This is a genomic window from Kitasatospora sp. NPDC089509, from assembly GCF_044749365.1.
In the GTDB taxonomy this organism is placed as follows: Bacteria; Actinomycetota; Actinomycetes; order Streptomycetales; family Streptomycetaceae; genus Kitasatospora.
In genome coordinates this window covers 14,322-31,678 of record NZ_JBIVHS010000029.1, presented here as the reverse complement: position 1 = coordinate 31,678, position 17,357 = coordinate 14,322, and the positions used below count along the sequence as shown (strand labels likewise).

Sequence of the window (17,357 nt, the reverse complement as noted above, 5' to 3'; positions counted from 1 at the left end):
CCGGCTGGTACGAGAACTTGTCGAGACCGGTAGTTCCGGTAATGATGATTGTCGAGACTGTTAGTCTTGTCAACCGAGGGCAAGGAGCACGGGGGCAGCGAGAAGGGACCCACGATGAGCGACACCGACGACCTCCGGGCCGACGACCCGCAGGCCGACGCCGTCCAGGCCGACGACCCGCAGGCCGGCACCGTCCAGGCCGACGATCCGCAGGCCGCGCGCCCGCACACCGGCCGCCGCCGCAACGAGGCCGCCCACCGGGCGATCCTGGACGCGGCCCTCCACCTGCTCGCCGAGTCCGACGGCACGCCCGTCACCATCGACGCCATCGCCCGTACGGCCGGAGTCGGCAAGCAGACCGTCTACCGCTGGTGGCCCTCCAAGGGCGCGGTCCTGCTGGACGCCCTCACCGACCGGGCCGACCAGGACGTCTCCGACCGCCCGGACACCGGCGCCCTGCGCACCGACCTGCGCGCCTTCATCGAGACCACCTTCGACGCCGCCCAGCGCAGCACCACGGCGTCCGCGCTGCGCACCGTCGCCCGCGAGGCCGCCCGCGACCCGCACCTGGCCGACCTGATGCGGACCTTCACCGAGACCCGGCGCAGCGCGCTGCACGAACTGCTCACCCGCGGGCGCGAGCGCGGCGAACTGGCCGGCGACGCCGACCTGGACCTGATCGTGGACCAGGTCTACGGGGTGTTCTGGTACCGCTTCCTGCTCGGCCACGGCCCGCTGGACACGGCCGTCGCCGAGCGACTGGCGGACACCCTGGTCACCGGGAACGACGCACCGGGACCGGCCACGAGGAGCTAAGCCCCGCGGCGACGGACCAGCGGCAGGTACACCTCGTCCACGATCTCCACCAGCACGTCGTCGGGCGCGCTCGGCACCCCCCGCACCACGAACTCGTTGCGCAGCAGCACCATCGCCACCGTCGCCACCCGCGGGTGCAGCACCTCGGGCACCGCCTCACCGCGAGCGACGGCCCGGCCCAGCACGGTGAGCCAGGGCGCGGCCGCGGCATCCCCGGACTGGTCCTGCAGCTGCGCCAGGAACTCGGTGGCGCCGCCCGCCGCGGCCATCAGTTCGCGCAGCACGGCGCCGAGCGGGGAGCTCCAGTGCCGGTTCGCCTGGCGCAGCAACTCCAGCGCGTCGCCGCGCAGTTCGCCGGTGTCGGGAAGCGGGGCGGCCTCGGCGAGCCGCTTGTAGCCGGCGATGCCGAGGGCGATGCGGTTCGGCCAGCGGCGGTAGATGGCGTTCTTGTTGGTGCCCGCGCGGGCGGCGACCCGGTCCATGGTCAGCCCGGCGAAGCCGGACTCGGTGAGCTCGGCGACCGCCGCGTGCAGGATCGCCTCCTCCAGCGCCGCCCCGCGCCGCCGTGTCTGCCCGACCATGGTCCCGTCCTCTCCCGTGTGCCGCCCCATCCTTCTTGCCATCCCGTGGTGACGGCAACTACGGTACTGCTCGTACCGTAAATTCTGTTCCGATCCGCCGACTCGCCACAAAAGGCAGGGACTCATGCGCATCAAGGGAATCAGTTACGACACCGGGTTCGTCCGGGGCGGGGTGTGCTCCCGCAAGCGATTCGAACCAGAGCTGGTCCGGGAGGAGTTGAGGATCATCCGGGACGATCTGCACTGCAACGCGGTGCGGATCATGGGCGGCGACCCGGACCGGATCGAGCTGGCCGCCGGATTCGCCGCCGAACTCGGCCTGGATATCTGGTACTCGCCGTACCCTCTGGAGCTGGCACAGGAAGAACTGCTGGAGCTGTTCGCCGACTGCGCCCGGCGGGCCGAGCGGCTACGGCGGACCGGCGCCGAGGTGGTGTTCCTGACCGGGGCCGAGCTCAGCCTGATGAACCCGGGCTTCCTGCCCGGCGACAGCACGGACGAGCGGATCGCGCTGCTCGCCCGGCCGGAGGCGGTGCGCGAGCACCTCGGCGCGGTCAGCGGCCGGGTGAACGCCTTCCTGCGCACCGCCGTCGCCACCGTCCGCACCCACTTCGGCGGCCCGGTCAGCTACGCCGCCGTCCCGCTGGAACGGGTCGACTGGGAGCCCTTCGACCTGATCTCCCTCGACCTGTACCGCGATGCCACGACCGCCGACCGCTTCGCCGACGGCGTCCGCGGGCTGACCGGCCAGGAGACCACCGGGGGCAAGCCGGTCGCGGTCACCGAGTTCGGCTCCGCCACCTACCGCGGCGCGGGCGACCGGGGCGCGATGGGCCTGGAGATCGTCGAGTACGACGCCGACGGGCCGGTGCGGCTGACCGGCGTCCACGAGCGCGACGAGGCCGGCCAGGCCGCGTACGTACGGGAGTTGCTGGCGGCCTTCGACGCCGGCGGGATCGACGCCGCCTTCGTCTTCACCTTCGCGCTGTACGACTTCGTCCACCGCCCGGACGGCGACCCGCGCGAGGACCTCGACCTGGCCAGCTACGGCCTGGTGAAGGTGGGCGAGGACCGGCCCGGGGACCTGGACGGGAACCGGCCGGGCCTGCTGCCCTGGGAGCCCAAGGAGGCCTTCGCGGCCGTCGGCGAGTACTACCGGACCCACTGAACCGCGGCTACTCCGCGGAACGGCCCCGGAACCGGCCCCACCGGCGACGCCCGGAGCTCTTCTCGGGGCTCTTCGGCGGCTCCGGTGCGGGCCGGTCCGGTGCGCGTCGCGGTCAGCCGGTGCGAGCCGTACGACGGCGGTAGTAGGCGAGGCCGAGGGCGATGGTGATCGGCCCCCAGAGCATCGCCGGGCCGATGCACACCCGGGCCAGCGCCTCCCACCAGCCGTTGCTGAACCCGACCTCGTCCAGCAGCCCGACCCAGGCCAGCGGCTGCAGCCCGAACAGGCCGAACAGGGTCAGCCCGCCCAGCAGCGTCGCGACGAGCGGCACCGGCGGCGGCACCCGGCGGCCGCGCAGCAGCGGCACCCAGCGCGGGTACACCTCGCCCCAGCCGCTGACCAGTCCGAGGGTGAGGATGGTCAGCGCCTCGGTGGTCACGCTGAGGCCGAACACGTACGGGGTGCCCCACCAGGGCATGGGCGCACGGGCCGGGTCGACCGTGCCCATCTCGAAGCCGAACGCGAACGGCAGCCGCCACAGGCAGTGCGGCAGCACGATGAACGGGAGGGCCTTGGCGAGGCGCAACGCCCAACGGGGGGCGGGGCGTTCGGTGTCGCCGACCGGAATGTTCTTCAGCATGCGGCCAGCCTCGCGGGCAGCGCCCCTCTCCCGCCTCCACCGCGCGGCGCATCACCCTCCCCCGCGCGAGCCAACCGGGGCACCGGAGATCGTCACAGCGGCGGAGTCGCGCAGGAAGTCGACGGGGCCGACTTCCTGCGCGGGGGCCTCGGTGGTCGTGCGGAGGAGCTCATGCGAGCCGATGCCGCGATTCGTCAGACCACGGACTTCAGGCCGAAGCCCGTCGCCACCAGCCCGAGCACGTACGGCGTCTCGGCGCCGTTCAGGGCGGTCGGGTCGACCGAGTAGACCACCTTGCGGGAGAGGTCGCGGGTCGCGAACACCCCGCTGGTGGAGCCGGGCCGGGAGCCGGTCTTGCCCCAGGCGGTGACGCCGTTCGTCTGCAGCCGCTCCAGCCCCATGCTCATGCAGGCCTTGCCGCCCGGGCAGTGGTTGTTGTGCGGGGCGACCGGCACGTCCGGGACGGTGAACAGCCGCTCCTGCTCGGACGCCGGGAGCAGCCGGCCCCGGAACAGCGCGGTGAGGAAGCGGTCCAGGTCGGCGGCGCTGGAGATCATGCCGCCCTCGGCCCACGGCCACGGGCTCTGCTCGGTCACGTCGGCGCGGTGCGAGCCGCCGTCGGCGTCGGGGACGGTCAGGTACGGGTGGGTGGCGGGGTGCCGCAGCGCGGGGTCGTCGCCGTCCGGGAGGGCGGTGTCGTGCAGGCCGAGCGGCCGGATGATCCGCTGCCGCAGCTCGTCGGCGTAGCGGTGGCCGGTGACCTTCTCGACGATCAGTCCGGCGACGAAGGTGTTCATGCCGTTGTACTGCTGCTCGGTGCCGGGCGTGAAACCGAGCGGCTCGCCGGCCATGGTGGCGATGACCTGCTCCGGGGTGAACGAGTCCAGGCGGTGGGTCTCGAACCAGCCGGTGCTGCCGTCGCCCCAGGGCCCGTTGTCGCCGTTGGGCAATCCGCTGGTGTGGTTGAGCAGTTGGCCGACCTGGACGCCCTGGTAGGGGAAGTCCGGGAGGTACTGCCGCACGTCGGCGTCCAGGTCGATCCGGCCCTCGCCGGCGAGTTGCAGCACGACGGTGGCGGTGAAGATCTTCGAGATCGACCCGATCCGGAACCGGCCGGAGGCGTCCACGGTCATCCCGTCCTCCGCGGAACTGCCCGCGAAGTGCCCGCCGGAGCCGGTGATCCGCACGAAGGCGGCGGAGACGTCGCCGGCGGGCCGCTGGGCGAGGGCGGCCCGGACGGCGGCGGGGTCCAGCGGAGGAAGGGCCGAAGCGGTGGCGGTGGGCGCCGCGGCGAGGGCGGGCGTGCCCGCACCGACGGTCAGTGCGGCCGCCAGGGCGCCGGCGGCGGCGACAACGGCCCAACGGGTGCGGTGCGGGTAGGCGTTCACGGGTTCTGCGTCTCCAGACTGTTCGTCGTCCGGGCCGGTGAATCGTTTCCCCGGCCCGCAGGAGGAGTCTTCCGAAACCGGCTGCCGGGATCATCAGGGTCGGACCGTCGATGATCCCTGATCTTCTGTCAGGGGTACCCCCGAGCTCGTAGGCTCGAAGCTTCGTTCACCTGGGGAGGCTTCACGATGCGGGTCCTGGTCACCGGCAGCGCCGGACTGGTCGGTTCGGCGGTCGCGCGCCGACTGCGGGCGGCGGGGCGGACGGTGGTCGGCGTCGACCGGCTGCCGTCCGCCGAGACCTCCGTGGTGGCGGACCTGCGCGCCCCCGGGGCGTGGCGCGGTGCGCTCGACGGGGTCGGGGCGGTGGTCCACACGGCCGCGCTGCACGCGCCGCACGTCGGGGTGCGCACCGACGACGAGTTCCACCAGGTCAACGTCGGGGCGACGCGGAGCCTGGTGGCGGCGGCCGCCGCCGCGGGCGTGCGCCGCTTCGTCCTCACCAGCTCAACCTCGGTGTACGGCCACGCGCTGGTGCCGACGGACGCGGCGGTCTGGATCACCGAGGAGACGGAGTGCCGCCCGCGCGACATCTACGACGAGACCAAGCTGGCCGCCGAACGCCTGGTGCTCGACGCGACGGAGGCGGGCCCGATGACCGCGGCCTGCCTGCGGATCGCCCGCTGCTTCCCCGAGCCGCCGGAGGTCGAGGCCCGGCACCGGCTCTACCGGGGTGTGGCCCTCGCCGACGTCGCCGAGGCCCACCTGCTCGCCGTCGAGGGCGACGCGGAGGGGGTCCTGAACGTCGCCGGGCCGTACCCGTGGCTGGAGGAGGACCTCAAGCGACTGCGGTACGACCCGGCCGGGTTGATCACCGGGCGGCTCCCCGAGGTGGCGGCCGGCTTCGCCCGGCGGGGCTGGGCGCTGCCCACCTCCGTCGACCGGGTGTACGTGTCCGCGCGGGCGGGCGCACTGCTCGGCTACCGCCCCCGTCACGGTGTCTCGGAGCTCACCAGCCCGGGGGTGAAGTAGTCGCGCAGGTGGGCGATCCTGCCGTCGCGGACGCGGAAGATCTGGACCAGCGAGACGGTCTCGTCGGGGTCGAAGAAGGTGTCGATCTCCGCGATGAAGACGTCGGGGTCGGCGGTGGTGTGCAGCACGTACCCGGACTTCTCCAGGTTGGGCACCCGGCCGCCGCCCGTCTGCCGGGCGTAGTACGCCGCCATCGCCGCGCGGATCTGCTCGCGGCCGACCGTCCGCCGGGGGAAGTCGCCGCCCTCGGGCACGAGCGGCGCCTCGAAGACGCCGTCCGGGGTGAACAGCTCGGCGAGGGCGTCGGCGTTCGCGGTGATCGCGCCGGCGTGGACGTAGCGCTGGAAGATCTCCTGGTGCGTCGGGGACATGCGGGGCTCCTCGGATCCGGTGGTCGCCTACTGGCTCGCGTTCACTGACTTACGTTCACTGAGTCACGTTCACTGGCTCACGTTCACTGGCTCACGTTCAGGCGAGTTCCCGCCGCATGAGCACGCACATCGTCTCGTACCGGCGGACCTCCCCGTCCGGCCCCTCCTCGTCCCAGGCGTCGGGCTTGCCGCCGTAGGCCAGGTAGCCCAGCCGTTCGTACAGCGCCCGGGCCCGCGGATTGCCCTCCTCCACGGCGAGTTCGGCCCGGCGCAGGCCGCGCGCCAGGATCCGCTGCTCCGCCGCACGGATCAACAGCGTGCCCAGGCCCAGCGATTGCAGCGCGGGGTGCACGGCGAGCTGCCACAGGTAGCCGGCGTCCTCGACGGCCCGGTAGTCGACGCCACCGATCGCCACCGGGAGGTCGGCGGGCGTGCACACCGCCAGGTAGTCCACCTCGCGCGCCTCGGCACGCGCCAACTCCCGCTCGACGCTGCGCAGATGCAGGGCGGAACCGGACCAGCCGCAGGCCGGGAGGTCCTGGAGCCGGAGGTCCCGCACGTGGACCGGGATCGCCAAGGCGTCGCCGGCCGTCTCGCCCGGCGCCGGGCGCATCAGCGCCAGGTCCGCGCCCCGGGCGTCCAGCGTCGGCCCGTGCCCGGCCGCCCGGGCCACGGCCTCGACCCGGGCGAACAGCCGCCGCTGGGTGGCCACGTCACCGGTCCCCAGGATCCGGTCGACCGCCTCCAGTAGCGCGGCGGTGTCCCAACCGGGCAACGGATGCCGCGCCAACTCCCAGGCCAGGTACCGGTTGTACGGGCGAGGGCGGCGGTCCAGGGCGAACAGCAGCTCCAGCAGGTGGCCGAGGCTCTCCGCCGCGTCGAGCCTGGCGGCCGGCCCGTGCCCGTCGCAGGCGTTCTTCACCGAGCGGTACAGCCGGTCGGCGTACGCGTCCAGCCGCTCGGCGGCGGCCCGGTGCGCCTCCTCGGGGCCGCGCCGACCCTTGGCCGCGAGGACGGCCGTCAGCTCGCCGCCGGTCCGGTCCAGCACGACGCGCGCCCGGGCGAGCGCGTGGTCCTGCCGGCCGTCGGCCCCGCGCAGCCCGTCCACGGTGGTCACCACCACGTCCAACTCCGCACTGCGGTAGCCGTCCAGGCCCGCCAGCCCGGTGGTCGCACCCTCGGCGAGGACCAGGTGGACGTCGTGGTCGGAGTGCTCGGTGACCATGCCCTCATGGGCCCGCGACCCCTTGAGGACGAGCCCGAGGACATCGGGGTCGGCGGCGGCCCGCTCGACCAGGGCATCGAAGCCGCGTGGGAGTGAGGGCATACCGGCGAGCCTACAATCCGGCTTCCCGCAGCGCCCGTTGAATTCTCCGGGCTGTGGGGGCCACGGCCGCCCCGGTGGCATGCTCTGCGCGCCCTCAGGTGCTGTGCGTGCGATAGTCGGCGAGGAAGCGCTCCAGCAGCGTGTCGGTGAACCGCTGCTCGACCGGCCTCCCTGTGACCAGGACCCGGAAGTAGACGGGGCCGGTGAGCTGGTCCAGGGCCAGGTCGAGATCGAGGTCGGCGGGCAGTTCGCCGCGATCCACGGCCCGACGCAAGATCGCCCGCTCCCACTCCCACTGTTGGGCGAGGTGGTCGGTGCGGAGGGTGTGCGCCAGCTCAGGATCGTGCTGGGCCTGTCCGATGAGGGCCCGCAGCACGGCCCCGGCGTCCGACGTGGTCAGGAAGCCGGTCAGCCGGCGCAGGTACTCGCGCAGGTCCTGCTCGACGCTCCCGCGGTCCGGCACCGCGAGCTCGCGCTCGGCGTCCGCGAGGTAGGTGTCCAGGAGAATGTCCACCTTCGAGTTCCACTGGCGGTAGATCGTCTGCTTGGCGACACCGGCCCTGGCCGCGATTCCTTCGATGGTCACGCCCGCGAACCCCCGCTCCACCAGGAGGTCGTCGGTGGCCCGCAGGACGGCCAGTCGGGCCTGCTCGCTGCGGCCGTGTCGATTGCCGTGGTGCTTTCGGGCGCGTGCCCCGGCGGTGGTCCCGCTCTCACCCCGAGCATCGTCGTCCGTCAGTTCCAGTCGTGTCATCAGAGCATCCTCCTGACTCCAGTCTAACCCGTTGAGTAGACGCAACGGTGCGTCTACTCTAGGCGTGTCACCGCGGCTCCCGCCCGGCCCGAATCGAGGAGCGACATGATCGACAAGCGACACCGCAACAAAGCCCTGCTCGTCGCCGGATGCTTCTTCATGGAGATGCTCGACGGCACGATCGTCACGACCGCAGCCCCCCGGATGGCCCGCTCACTGCACGTCGACTCCGCCGCGATCGGGTTGGTGATCACCTCGTTCCTGATCACTCTGGCCACGCTGATACCGCTCAGCGGCTGGCTCACCCAGAGGTGGGGCGTCCGGCCGGTCTTTCTCGGCGCAATAGCCGTCTTCACCCTGTCCTCGTTGGGCTGTGCGATCAGCACGACCTTGCCCGTGCTGATCGCCATGCGCGTTCTCCAGGGGCTCGGTGGAGCGATGATGGTGCCGGTCGGACGGCTGATCGTCCTGACCGGGACCGAGAAGTCCGACCTGATGCGGCTCATGGCCTACATCGTGTGGCCCGGGCTGATGGCTCCGGTCGTAGCACCGCTGGTCGGCGGCTTCATCACCACCTATGCCTCCTGGCCGTGGTTGTTCCTCATCAACATCCCGCTCGGCGTCGTCGCCTTCGCCATCGCCTGGCGCATCGTGGACGCCACGCCGCTCGAGACGCCCTCCCCCCTGGACCGGATCGGACTCGTCCTCACCTGTGCCGGCCTGGGCGCTCTCACCTACGCCGCCCACCTGTTCTCCGACACCGACATCTCCTGGACCTTCGCCACCGCCACCGTCCTGGCGTCGATCGGACTGCTCGCGGCTGCCGCCCGGCACCTCCTGCGGACCGAGGCTCCGCTGGTCAACATCCGAGTCCTGCGGATCCCCACACTGCGGGCATCCGTCACCGGCGGGTCGCTCTTCTGGCTCGTCGTCGGCGCCGGACCGTTCCTGCTTCCGCTGCTGTTCCAGAACGTCTTCGGCTGGAGTGCCGTCAAGTCGGGCGCGGTGGTGCTGTTCATCTTCGTGGGCAACATCGGGATCAAGCCGGCCACCACGCCGCTGCTCAACCGCTTCGGCTTCCGACCGGTCCTCATCGCCTCCACGCTGGTGATGACCGCGACGACGGCGGCCATCAGCCTGATCAGCGCCGACACGTCGATCATCCTCATCGCCGTACTGGTCCTGCTCAGCGGTATCGCCCGCTCGGTGGCGCTCACCGCCTTCAGCACGGTCGCCTTCAGCGATGTGGCTCCACAGGAGATGCGCGACGCCAACTCCATCAGCGCCACGAGCTACCAGGTCGCCGCCGGACTCGCCATCGGCGTGAGCACCGTCGCCCTGCGCGCCGGAGGACCCCTCGGCCGCTTCCTGCCCGGCCGTCCGGATGCCGGCACCGCCTACACGGTCGCGTTCCTCATGCTCGCTCTGCTCTCCTTGGGCGTTACCGCCACGGCTCTGCGCATGCACCCCGACGCCGGGGCGGACGTACGCCGGAAGCGGAGCCCCGCACCCGCCAGCCTTCCCTCGTCAGTGCGTCGCTGACGCCCAGGCAGCCGCCTCGCGGCCCCAGCCCCGCCGATCCCGCAGCCCGCGCGGACGGGCCGTGCCTCCGGGGGTGCCTCCGGCCGGAGCGCGGCGCCTGCCCGTGGGAGTGGGAGGCCGTCAGCGGTGACCCAGGACGTTGACCACCCGTCCGCTGGGGTCGCGGACGAAGAACCGCCGCACGCCCCACTCCTCGTCCTGCAAGGGATGGACGATCTCCACGCCGTTCTCCCGCATGACCGCGTAGGCCGCGTCCACGTCGTCCACCTCGATGCTCAGGTCGGGGGCGACGGGCGCGGTCTTGTCAGCGCTCATGACGCTGATCTGCGCGGCCGGGCTGGACGGGGAGGCGAGCGTCATGATCCAGCCGTGGTTCATGACCTCCTCGAAGCCCAGCAGGCCGTAGAACTCACGGCTCTCCTGCGCGGCCTCCGAGCGGATGTTGGGCACGACACGGCGAACGGCCATCGATGACTCCAGACGAGAACGGACCTGCTTCCAACCTCTTCCCAGGAGTACTACAGCACGCCCGGACTTCGCGCAGCAGACGAGGCACCACGGGTTCCGGCCGCGTGATCATTCCTGCCGCTCGGCGCCGACCGCCCCCGGCGACGGCTTGGGCAGACGCGGCTCTCGATCACCGGACTCCTCACCCCCGGAGTCACCCGGTGGCGGAGTGCCCGGCGTCGCGGTCGAGGGAGCGCCGGGCCGGAACTCGACCACGAGTGAACCCCGGTAGCGCATGGCCGATCCGGGCGGGAGGCTCTGGGCCGTCACGGTCCACTGCCCCGGCCAGGTGAGTGCGCGTAGTGAGGGGCCGTCCGGGTCCGGAGGGGCGAGGACGACCCCGGCCTCCCCGGCAACCCGGCGCGCGGCGCCGAGTTCCAGCCCGACCACGTCGGGCACTCGAACCAGTCTGGCGTTCGCCGGCCCCAGCCATGTCATGTCGACTCCCCCGTCCGCCTGTCGGCCGAGGAGCCCCCGTGGGTCGGACCGCCGGGGGTGGGCGCTCAGGCACCGCAGAGCACAGGCCGAACCCTTGAACGGTACTCCGCGCCCTGCCGAATGCGGCACCAGCGCACGGGAGTTCACCACCGAGGGACCGTACCCGAAGACGAGGAGTGGGAAGTCGGTGCGGCCGACTTCCCACTCCTCGGTGGTTCACGGGGTGGCGGCGGGACTCGAAGTGGCTTGGGGCGTAGGGTGGTTGTGGTGGCGGGCGGTGAGGGGGTAGGCCCAAGCGAGCAGGGCGATGAGGAGCGCGAAGGGAAGGATCGTGCAGAGCACCGCGCCGCCGGGGGCCGCCTCGCTATCGCGGGGTTCAGGCGGCATCGGGGGCAGCAGGGGCGGTGAGGTCGAGTTCGGCCCAGACGGTCTTGGAGTTGGGACTACGGGGGATGGTGCCCCAGCGGTCGGCCAGGGCGTCGATGAGGGTGAGGCCGCGCCCGGACTGGGCGTTGGGAAGGTGGACGGTGGGGAGGACGGGGAGCCGGTCACCCCTGGGGTCGCTGATCTCGATGCGAAGGGTGGTGCCCCGGCGCGCGGTGGTGGTGAGGGAGAGGTGCAGCTCGAACCCGCGCCCCGGAACGCGTCCGTGCGTGATCGCGTTCGCGGCCAGCTCCGCGACGACGAGGAGGGCGGAGTAGAAGGGCTCGGTGTGCGTCGAATTCAGCCCCCAGATGGTGAGTTGACGCCTGGCGAGGCGTCGGCAGGTGGCGGCGCCCTTGGGGGTGGCGGGGAGCGTGGTGGTGTGGGGGCGGGGTCTGTCGAGGGGGATTTCGGTCGTCATGGGTAGAAGCGTGACTGCGCGGACGTACCCTGACCATGGGGATGAGGCGCACAGAGAGTGGTGGTCCGGGTGCGGACCGCTAATGTTGGGCTAGCCCGAAATACAGGCGGGATGGTTGTTATGTGTGCGGCGCGTCAAAACGACTCAAGCGACGAGACTCGGACCGAACTGCCGAAGGACCTGGCGGAGGTCTCCGACTTCTTCCGCGCGATCGGAAAGCAGATCAAGCTCCTGCGGGAGCGGGCCGGGATGACGCAGAGGGAACTCGGCGAGCGCATCGGGTACACCGAACCGATGATCAGTGCGGTGGAGCGCGGGGTTCGCACACCACAGCCGGAGATCCTCATCGCGGTGGACAGGGCCGTCAATGCCGGTGGCCTGTTGGCCATTCAGAAGGACGACGTGATCAGCGCACGGAACAAGGCGCGGCTGAGGCACCCCGCCTGGTTCCAGGGCTACGCCGTCCTGGAAGTCGACTCCATCGAGATCCATGACCTTTCCACGCTGGACATCCCTGGACTTCTGCAGACCGAGGCTCACGCGCGAGCGGTCTACGCCATGAGGCAGCCGCCGCTATCGGAAGACGTGATCGAGATGCGCGTCGCGGCTCGAATGGCACGACAAGAAGTCCTGACGCGGTGGCCTCGGGGAATGTTCAGCTGGGTGATCGACGAGAGCGTGCTGCGACGGCCGCTGGGCGGGTGGGACGTGCATGCTGCTCAGCTTCGTCGACTTCTGGAGGTTGGCCAGATGCGTGGAATGGTCATCCAGGTACTGCCCCTGGACAGAACCGAGCACGCCGGCATGGGCGGGCCGTTCATTCTGATCACGCCGAAAGGGCAGCCTCAGCACGCGTACATTGAAGTGCAGACGAGCAGTAGGCTGATCGCCGATCCGGACGAGGTTCGGATCATGAACGCGCGCTACAACATCCTCAGGGCACAGGCCCACGGTCCTGAGGAAACCATGGCCTTGATCGAGAAGATCCTGGGAGAACGATGAGCACCGAGCTGGCATGGTTCAAGAGCAGCTACAGCGGCAACGAGGGCGGCGCCTGCGTTGAGGTCGCCGAGACCCCCGGTGTCGTCCACGTGCGTGACTCCAAGGACAAGAGCGGCCCGCAGCTGGCCTTCGAGCCGACCGCGTGGAAGGCGTTCGTGGAGTTCGCCGCGACCGCCGAGGTCTGATCAGCCTTCCCCGATGGCCCACCACCTTCCCGGTGGCGGGCCATCGGCGTACCGTCAAAGACATGCAGCTTGCCTGGTTCAAGAGCAGCCACAGCAGCAACGAAGGCGGCCAGTGCGTCGAGGTCGCGTGGCGCAAGAGCAGCTACAGCAACAATGAGGGCGGCGAGTGCGTCGAGGTTGCCGAGACGACCACCGCCATCCACGTCCGCGACTCCAAGGACAAGTCCGGACCCCAACTCGCCTTCTCCCCCGCCGCCTGGCAGTCCTTCGTCGACTTCGCCCGCTCTCAACCCCCCGCGCCTGTACGGCTCTGAGGCTTCACCACTACGGCCTCAACGCTCGCCGCTCCCGCGCTGTCCGCGGCCCGGCGGGTTCGGACCGCCGGGACGGCGAACGCCGCGGCGGCGGCGAGTACGGCGCTGCCGGTCAGGAACCAGAAGGTGGCGGTGTAGCCGGCTTCCTGAGGGAAGGGGTGGCCGACGGTGACGCCGGAGGAGAGGATGCTCGCCGCCACCGCGCTGCCGACGGCGCCTCCGATCGTCCGGATGTTCGCGTTCATGCCGCTGGCCACGCCCGTCTGGGACGGCGGGACGGCCTCGACGACGATGGCGGACATCGCCGAAAAGGCGAGTCCGAGGCCGATGCCGACCAGGGCGGACGTGGTGTAGATCTGCCAGGCACGGTCGTGGCCGACGGCGAGCATCGCGAACGGGACGACGGCGACCAGGCTGCCGGCGATCAGCACCCGCCGGGAGCCGAAGCGGGCAGCCAACGGCCCGGCCAGGACGCCGAGGACGAACATGCCGACCGTCAGCGGCAGCATGTAGAGGCCGGACCGGGTGACGGTCGCCCCGAAGCCGTAGCCGGCGAGTTCGCGCGGCATCTGGGTCAGTTGCGGCAGGACCGTCATCGTCGTGTACAGCCCGACCCCGAAGAGCAGCGCCACCAGGTTGGCGGTCCACACGGCCGGGATCCGCATCATTCGCATGTCGATCAGCGGCTCGTCGGAGCGCAGTTCGACCAGGATCCAGCCGACGCAGAAGGCCGCGGCGGCCGCGAACAGGCCGAGGACCCACGGTGAGCCCCAGCCCAGCTTCGGTCCCTTGCTGACGGCGAGCAGCAGGGCCACCAGCCAGGCCGAGAGCAGCAGCGCCGCACCCCAGCTGATCCGGCCCGGGGTGCGGACGGGGGATTCGGGGACGAACAGGAGGGTGGCGACGGCGGCGACGGCCGTGATGGCCATCGGCGCCCAGAACAGCCAGTGGTAGTCGAGGTGTTCGGTGATCGGCCCGGCCAGGACCAGCCCGAGTCCCGCACCGACGGCGCTCAGGGCGGCCGTGACGCCGACGGCGCCGCGGACCTTCCCGGCGGGGAACTCGTCGCGGATGATGCCGAACGCCAGTGGCACCACGCCGCCGCCCAGCCCTTGGATGACGCGCGCGACGATCATCAGGCCGATGGAGTGGGCGAGGCCGGCCAGCGCGGCGCCGGCGGTCAGCGCGACGAGGGTGGCGACCAGCATCCGTTCCTTGCCGATCTTGTCCCCGATCCGGCCCAGGATCGGGGTGGCGGCGGAGGCGGAGAGCAGGTTGGCGGTCATCAGCCAGCTTGCGGCGGACTGGCTGGTGTGCAGACGGTCCGTCAGGGTCGGCAGGACCGGGATGATCAGTGATTGCAGCAGCGAGTACGCCCCTACGCCGAGCAGCAGGACGGCGAAGGTCACGTTGTAGTGCGGGCGGTTGCCTGTGCGGGTCATGGGTGTGGGCTCCAGCGGTGACACGTGAGCGGAGATCGGATCGCGGAGGCGGGGCAGTGCGGTTCGCCCCCGATGCCCCGCCCGCCCGCGACGGGGGTCGCGGGCGGGCGGGGCCGCCGGGTCAGCGGGCGCTGCCGAGGTTCCGGTCGGCGTCGGCGCCCTGGAGCATCAGGGTGGTCTCCTCGATGCGGCGGAAGCGCCCGTCGGCGGCGAGCTCGCCGAAGAGGTAGACCTCCATGCGCACGGCGGAGCCGTCGGTCTTGCGGACGTCGACGATGTGGCGGTCCGCGTAGCGGTCGCCCTGCACCAGCTCCTCCAGGACCTGGATCTCGCCGCCGGCGACGATCTCACGCAGGTGGGCGATGTGGGCGGTGAACTCCTCACGGTCGTCCCAGCGGCCGTCGGTGCGCTGGCGGTAGTCGGGGGCGAAGTGCCGGTCGACGGCCTCGGCCAGGTCCAGGCCGGGGGTGAAGAGCAGGTCGGTGAGGGCGGCGGCGATGTCGGTGCGGGTGGTGGCGGCGGTCATGGGTGTCCCCTTGGTGGTGCAGTCGGAGAATAAGCGTGCGTCGAGCACGCATCTGCACCGTACTATGAAATGCGTGCGCCGCGCACGCTCAACTGGACACCCTGCCGACGGCCTGCACGGACTCGCGTCTCGACCCGCTACGACCTCCGCGCCAGCAGGCAGGCGTGCGAGCGGTCGTCCCGCTGCGCGATCGGCTGCTCCAGCGTCGTCGTGACGGTGAAGCCGGCCTGTTCCAGCAGCTCGACCAGCCGCCCCACCGGGACGAGGTAGGAGGTGTAGGAAACCGGGTGCCCGTACGCCGCCGTCGGGCGCCGCTCGCCCTCGCCCACGTGGCCGCCCAGCAGCAGGTGACCACCGGGAGCCAGGACTCGCGCGAACTCACCGAACAGCGCGGGCAGTTGGTCAGCCGGGGTGTGGTGGACGGAGTACCAGGCGAGGATCCCGCCGAGCGAACCGTCCGCCACCTCCAGGGCGCCCATCGAGCCGACGGTGAACCGCAGCTCCGGGTACGCCCGCCGCGCGAGGGCGATCATCTCGCCGGACACGTCGACGCCGAAGGCGGACAGACCGAGGTTGTGCAGGTACGCCGTGATCCGCCCCGGACCGCAGCCGAGGTCCGCGACCTCGCCGCCGCCTGACTCCCGCACCAGTTCGGCGAAGGCGGCGATCATCGCCCGCGACACCGGGTCCATGCCCTCGGGCGGGACGACCAGACGGAGGTAGTCGGCGGCGACGGTGTCGTACGACACCCGTACAGCGGCGAGGTGTGCGGGTTCGGTCATCACCCGGCCAGTTTGGCAGCCTTGGCGGCACGCTGGGCGAACACCTTGTCGCGCCGGTCGGCGGTCTGCTTCAGCATCCGCTTGCGGTCGCGAGCCGAGAGCCGGTCGAGGTAGAGGCCGCCGTTGAGGTGGTCGGTCTCGTGCTGGAGGCAGCGGGCGAAGTAGCCGGTACCCTCGATCACCACCGGTTCGCCGTGCTGGTCGACCCCGCGCACCACCGCCCGCTCCGGGCGGGCGAGTTGGGTGTTGGCACCGGGGACGGAGAGGCAGCCCTCGGTGTCCTCGATCAGGCGGCGGCCGGGCTCCTGCGCCTCGACGACCGGATTGAGCACGTGGCCGACGTGCCGGACGCCCTCGTCGTCGGGGCAGTCGTAGACGAACAGGCGCAGGTCCACGTCGACCTGGTTGGCGGCGAGGCCGCAGCCGTCGGCGACGTACATGGTGGCGAACATGTCGTCGATCAGCCGGGCCAGTTCCGGGCTGCCGAAGTCCTCCGCGCCGGCCGTGCGGCAGGTGCGGGCGAGGATCTCCTCCCCCACCTCGGTGATCCGCAGGACGGTCGGACGGTCGTTCGGCTCGGACACGTGGTGCTCCTTCACGGGATTGACTTGCTGTCGACTTTGCAAAGTAGCAGACTTTGCAAAGTGACCGAAGAGACCGTCAGATCCGGCGCCCTGCCCGAGCACGCCGTCCGCACCGCCCTGCTGGAGCTGCTCGCCGAACGCGGCACCCTGACCTCCACCGAGGCCGCCGCCCGACTCGGCCACAGCTCGGGCCTGTGCTCGTTCCACCTCCGCCAGCTCGCCCGCTACGGCCTGATCGAGGAGGCCCCGGCGACCGACGGCCGGGCCCGCCCCTGGCGCCTCCCCCAGGCCCAACCGGCCGCACCTCGGGACGAGTTCAGCGAACTGGCCCGAGGTCTGGAGGACGAGAGCCACCAGCGCTGGCTGGCCCGCCGCGCCGAGGCCCCCGCCGAGTGGCAGCGGGACGAGGCGTTCAGCGCCGTCGTCCACCTCACCCCCGAGGAGCTGACCGCCGTCGGCGAGGCCGTCCGGCAACTGCTCGCCCGCTACCGCGACCGGGACGACGACCCCGCCGCCCGCCCCGCCGGGGCCCGTCCGGTCGCCGTCGTGACCCGGCTCTTCCCCCTGCTCGACCAGTAGGTCAGGCCGCCCTGGAACGCAGCGCCCGCACCACCGGCCCGGCCACCGACCCCGCGACCGCTCCCAGCACGACCCCCTGCACCCCGTCCCAAACGTCCTGCACGTCGCAGGCCCGCCCGATCGCCGGCGCCGCGTACTGCAGCGCCGACACCCCGAACGGCAGCACCGCCGCACCCGCCAGCGCCACCGCCGCCCGCCGTCGCGTCCCGGCCAGGGCGGCGGCGAAGCCCACCGGGGCGTAGGTCGCCAGCTTGAGTTCAATGTGCCGCACGTGCAGCAGCTCGTACGGCGAGCGCGGCCGCCCGCCCCGCACCGTGCAGTGCCGCACGGCGTCCCGCGAGAGCTGGAACGCCTCCGGCAGCAGCGTCGCCACCACCACCCCGCCGAGCCCGAGCAGCAGCAGGAAGCCGACCACCCAGTGCGCCCGCAGCAGCCGCCCCACCGGCCGGTTCAGCAGCGCCGCCGGGACGAGGGAGAGCAGCAGTCCGGGCCAGAACATCGGCATCCCGCCGAGCACCCCACTGATCACGCCTCAACG

At 71.7% G+C, this 17,357-nt stretch carries 22 protein-coding genes; 8 read left to right on the top strand and 14 right to left on the bottom strand.

The annotated features are described in order from the left end of the window. Positions 1 to 114: 114 nt before the first annotated feature. Positions 115 to 816 (top strand): TetR/AcrR family transcriptional regulator, encoded by a 702-nt coding sequence (locus ACIP4P_RS38235; protein WP_400927031.1) that lies wholly within the window; start codon positions 115 to 117, stop codon positions 814 to 816. On the opposite strand, the gene ACIP4P_RS38230 is transcribed toward ACIP4P_RS38235, so the two are convergent. Then, positions 813 to 1,397, bottom strand: a complete 585-nt coding sequence (locus ACIP4P_RS38230) for a TetR/AcrR family transcriptional regulator (RefSeq protein ID WP_400927028.1) — start codon at positions 1,395 to 1,397, stop codon at positions 813 to 815. The genes ACIP4P_RS38235 and ACIP4P_RS38230 overlap by 4 nt on opposite strands. A gap of 124 nt (positions 1,398 to 1,521) precedes the next feature. Here ACIP4P_RS38230 and ACIP4P_RS38225 point away from each other — a divergent pair, with 124 nt between their 5' ends. Beyond that, positions 1,522 to 2,565 (top strand): hypothetical protein, encoded by a 1,044-nt coding sequence (locus tag ACIP4P_RS38225; RefSeq protein ID WP_400927025.1) that lies wholly within the window; start codon positions 1,522 to 1,524, stop codon positions 2,563 to 2,565. A 112-nt stretch (positions 2,566 to 2,677) separates the two neighbouring features. Here ACIP4P_RS38225 and ACIP4P_RS38220 read toward each other — a convergent pair whose 3' ends face one another. After that, entirely contained in the window at positions 2,678 to 3,205 is a 528-nt protein-coding gene (locus ACIP4P_RS38220) for a hypothetical protein (RefSeq protein WP_400927022.1), read from the bottom strand. 194 nt (positions 3,206 to 3,399) lie between these two features. Continuing rightward, positions 3,400 to 4,593 carry a serine hydrolase domain-containing protein gene (locus ACIP4P_RS38215; RefSeq protein ID WP_400927019.1) on the bottom strand — a complete coding sequence of 398 codons (1,194 nt, stop codon included), beginning with the start codon at positions 4,591 to 4,593 and terminating at the stop codon, positions 3,400 to 3,402. 186 nt (positions 4,594 to 4,779) lie between these two features. Here ACIP4P_RS38215 and ACIP4P_RS38210 point away from each other — a divergent pair, with 186 nt between their 5' ends. Further along, positions 4,780 to 5,622, top strand: coding sequence for an NAD-dependent epimerase/dehydratase family protein (locus ACIP4P_RS38210; protein ID WP_400927016.1), 843 nt, complete (start codon positions 4,780 to 4,782; stop codon positions 5,620 to 5,622). On the opposite strand, the gene ACIP4P_RS38205 is transcribed toward ACIP4P_RS38210, so the two are convergent. From ACIP4P_RS38205 to ACIP4P_RS38195, 3 genes are all read right to left on the bottom strand, one after another. Continuing rightward, a complete protein-coding gene (locus ACIP4P_RS38205) occupies positions 5,583 to 5,993 on the bottom strand; it encodes a nuclear transport factor 2 family protein (protein WP_350514594.1) in 411 nt (136 codons plus the stop codon). The two genes, ACIP4P_RS38210 and ACIP4P_RS38205, sit on opposite strands and share 40 nt — an antisense overlap. A gap of 97 nt (positions 5,994 to 6,090) precedes the next feature. Continuing rightward, positions 6,091 to 6,606 carry a GNAT family N-acetyltransferase gene (locus ACIP4P_RS38200; protein WP_400927269.1) on the bottom strand — a complete coding sequence of 172 codons (516 nt, stop codon included), beginning with the start codon at positions 6,604 to 6,606 and terminating at the stop codon, positions 6,091 to 6,093. A gap of 808 nt (positions 6,607 to 7,414) precedes the next feature. Then, the gene (locus tag ACIP4P_RS38195) at positions 7,415 to 8,074 is read right to left on the bottom strand and encodes a TetR/AcrR family transcriptional regulator (RefSeq protein WP_400927012.1); all 660 of its coding nucleotides are present in this window, start codon (positions 8,072 to 8,074) and stop codon (positions 7,415 to 7,417) included. A 105-nt stretch (positions 8,075 to 8,179) separates the two neighbouring features. Here ACIP4P_RS38195 and ACIP4P_RS38190 point away from each other — a divergent pair, with 105 nt between their 5' ends. Further along, complete coding sequence (locus ACIP4P_RS38190; RefSeq protein WP_400927009.1) at positions 8,180 to 9,616, top strand: MFS transporter; 1,437 nt, start codon at positions 8,180 to 8,182, stop codon at positions 9,614 to 9,616. A gap of 120 nt (positions 9,617 to 9,736) precedes the next feature. Here the strand turns inward: ACIP4P_RS38190 and ACIP4P_RS38185 are convergent, their stop codons facing one another. The 3 genes from ACIP4P_RS38185 to ACIP4P_RS38175 all read right to left on the bottom strand — a co-directional run bounded on the left by ACIP4P_RS38185 (position 9,737) and on the right by ACIP4P_RS38175 (position 11,405). Continuing rightward, positions 9,737 to 10,084, bottom strand: coding sequence for a VOC family protein (locus ACIP4P_RS38185; protein WP_400927006.1), 348 nt, complete (start codon positions 10,082 to 10,084; stop codon positions 9,737 to 9,739). A gap of 108 nt (positions 10,085 to 10,192) precedes the next feature. Further along, entirely contained in the window at positions 10,193 to 10,522 is a 330-nt protein-coding gene (locus ACIP4P_RS38180; RefSeq protein ID WP_400927003.1) for a hypothetical protein, read from the bottom strand. A 415-nt stretch (positions 10,523 to 10,937) separates the two neighbouring features. Beyond that, positions 10,938 to 11,405, bottom strand: a complete 468-nt coding sequence (locus tag ACIP4P_RS38175; RefSeq protein WP_400927000.1) for an ATP-binding protein — start codon at positions 11,403 to 11,405, stop codon at positions 10,938 to 10,940. 120 nt (positions 11,406 to 11,525) lie between these two features. Between ACIP4P_RS38175 and ACIP4P_RS38170 the strand changes: the two genes are divergently transcribed. The 3 genes from ACIP4P_RS38170 to ACIP4P_RS38160 all read left to right on the top strand — a co-directional run bounded on the left by ACIP4P_RS38170 (position 11,526) and on the right by ACIP4P_RS38160 (position 12,906). Then, on the top strand, positions 11,526 to 12,407 hold the full coding sequence (locus tag ACIP4P_RS38170; RefSeq protein ID WP_400926997.1) for a helix-turn-helix domain-containing protein: 882 nt from the start codon (positions 11,526 to 11,528) through the stop codon (positions 12,405 to 12,407). Beyond that, a complete protein-coding gene (locus ACIP4P_RS38165) occupies positions 12,404 to 12,592 on the top strand; it encodes a DUF397 domain-containing protein (RefSeq protein ID WP_400926994.1) in 189 nt (62 codons plus the stop codon). The genes ACIP4P_RS38170 and ACIP4P_RS38165 overlap by 4 nt, the downstream gene beginning before the upstream one ends. Positions 12,593 to 12,654: 62 nt before the next feature. Further along, the gene (locus ACIP4P_RS38160; protein WP_400926991.1) at positions 12,655 to 12,906 is read left to right on the top strand and encodes a DUF397 domain-containing protein; all 252 of its coding nucleotides are present in this window, start codon (positions 12,655 to 12,657) and stop codon (positions 12,904 to 12,906) included. Here the strand turns inward: ACIP4P_RS38160 and ACIP4P_RS38155 are convergent. The 4 genes from ACIP4P_RS38155 to def form a co-directional block, all read right to left on the bottom strand. Next, entirely contained in the window at positions 12,879 to 14,348 is a 1,470-nt protein-coding gene (locus ACIP4P_RS38155; protein WP_400926988.1) for an MFS transporter, read from the bottom strand. The genes ACIP4P_RS38160 and ACIP4P_RS38155 overlap by 28 nt on opposite strands. A gap of 121 nt (positions 14,349 to 14,469) precedes the next feature. Continuing rightward, on the bottom strand, positions 14,470 to 14,874 hold the full coding sequence (locus tag ACIP4P_RS38150; protein ID WP_400926985.1) for a nuclear transport factor 2 family protein: 405 nt from the start codon (positions 14,872 to 14,874) through the stop codon (positions 14,470 to 14,472). A gap of 137 nt (positions 14,875 to 15,011) precedes the next feature. After that, positions 15,012 to 15,656, bottom strand: a complete 645-nt coding sequence (locus ACIP4P_RS38145; RefSeq protein WP_400926982.1) for a class I SAM-dependent methyltransferase — start codon at positions 15,654 to 15,656, stop codon at positions 15,012 to 15,014. Beyond that, positions 15,656 to 16,240 carry a peptide deformylase gene (gene def / locus ACIP4P_RS38140; RefSeq protein ID WP_400926979.1) on the bottom strand — a complete coding sequence of 195 codons (585 nt, stop codon included), beginning with the start codon at positions 16,238 to 16,240 and terminating at the stop codon, positions 15,656 to 15,658. The genes ACIP4P_RS38145 and def overlap by 1 nt, the downstream gene beginning before the upstream one ends. A 60-nt stretch (positions 16,241 to 16,300) precedes the next feature. Here def and ACIP4P_RS38135 point away from each other — a divergent pair, with 60 nt between their 5' ends. Continuing rightward, positions 16,301 to 16,819 carry a helix-turn-helix domain-containing protein gene (locus ACIP4P_RS38135; RefSeq protein ID WP_400926976.1) on the top strand — a complete coding sequence of 173 codons (519 nt, stop codon included), beginning with the start codon at positions 16,301 to 16,303 and terminating at the stop codon, positions 16,817 to 16,819. Position 16,820: 1 nt separating this feature from the next. Here the strand turns inward: ACIP4P_RS38135 and ACIP4P_RS38130 are convergent, their stop codons facing one another. Then, positions 16,821 to 17,348, bottom strand: coding sequence for a hypothetical protein (locus ACIP4P_RS38130; RefSeq protein ID WP_400926973.1), 528 nt, complete (start codon positions 17,346 to 17,348; stop codon positions 16,821 to 16,823). Between the last annotated feature and the right edge of the window lie 9 nt (positions 17,349 to 17,357).

What these genes read in the sequence shown, in the direction of transcription:
- ACIP4P_RS38235 (WP_400927031.1), top strand. Translation starts at nt 115, where the DNA reads ATGAGCGACACCGACGACCTCCGGGCCGACGACCCGCAGGCCGACGCC.
- ACIP4P_RS38230 (WP_400927028.1), bottom strand. Translation starts at nt 1,397, where the DNA reads ATGGTCGGGCAGACACGGCGGCGCGGGGCGGCGCTGGAGGAGGCGATC.
- ACIP4P_RS38225 (WP_400927025.1), top strand. Translation starts at nt 1,522, where the DNA reads ATGCGCATCAAGGGAATCAGTTACGACACCGGGTTCGTCCGGGGCGGG.
- ACIP4P_RS38220 (WP_400927022.1), bottom strand. Translation starts at nt 3,205, where the DNA reads ATGCTGAAGAACATTCCGGTCGGCGACACCGAACGCCCCGCCCCCCGT.
- ACIP4P_RS38210 (WP_400927016.1), top strand. Translation starts at nt 4,780, where the DNA reads ATGCGGGTCCTGGTCACCGGCAGCGCCGGACTGGTCGGTTCGGCGGTC.
- ACIP4P_RS38205 (WP_350514594.1), bottom strand. Translation starts at nt 5,993, where the DNA reads ATGTCCCCGACGCACCAGGAGATCTTCCAGCGCTACGTCCACGCCGGC.
- ACIP4P_RS38200 (WP_400927269.1), bottom strand. Translation starts at nt 6,606, where the DNA reads ATGCGCCCGGCGCCGGGCGAGACGGCCGGCGACGCCTTGGCGATCCCG.
- ACIP4P_RS38195 (WP_400927012.1), bottom strand. Translation starts at nt 8,074, where the DNA reads ATGACACGACTGGAACTGACGGACGACGATGCTCGGGGTGAGAGCGGG.
- ACIP4P_RS38190 (WP_400927009.1), top strand. Translation starts at nt 8,180, where the DNA reads ATGATCGACAAGCGACACCGCAACAAAGCCCTGCTCGTCGCCGGATGC.
- ACIP4P_RS38185 (WP_400927006.1), bottom strand. Translation starts at nt 10,084, where the DNA reads ATGGCCGTTCGCCGTGTCGTGCCCAACATCCGCTCGGAGGCCGCGCAG.
- ACIP4P_RS38175 (WP_400927000.1), bottom strand. Translation starts at nt 11,405, where the DNA reads ATGACGACCGAAATCCCCCTCGACAGACCCCGCCCCCACACCACCACG.
- ACIP4P_RS38170 (WP_400926997.1), top strand. Translation starts at nt 11,526, where the DNA reads ATGTGTGCGGCGCGTCAAAACGACTCAAGCGACGAGACTCGGACCGAA.
- ACIP4P_RS38165 (WP_400926994.1), top strand. Translation starts at nt 12,404, where the DNA reads ATGAGCACCGAGCTGGCATGGTTCAAGAGCAGCTACAGCGGCAACGAG.
- ACIP4P_RS38160 (WP_400926991.1), top strand. Translation starts at nt 12,655, where the DNA reads ATGCAGCTTGCCTGGTTCAAGAGCAGCCACAGCAGCAACGAAGGCGGC.
- ACIP4P_RS38155 (WP_400926988.1), bottom strand. Translation starts at nt 14,348, where the DNA reads ATGACCCGCACAGGCAACCGCCCGCACTACAACGTGACCTTCGCCGTC.
- ACIP4P_RS38150 (WP_400926985.1), bottom strand. Translation starts at nt 14,874, where the DNA reads ATGACCGCCGCCACCACCCGCACCGACATCGCCGCCGCCCTCACCGAC.
- ACIP4P_RS38145 (WP_400926982.1), bottom strand. Translation starts at nt 15,656, where the DNA reads ATGACCGAACCCGCACACCTCGCCGCTGTACGGGTGTCGTACGACACC.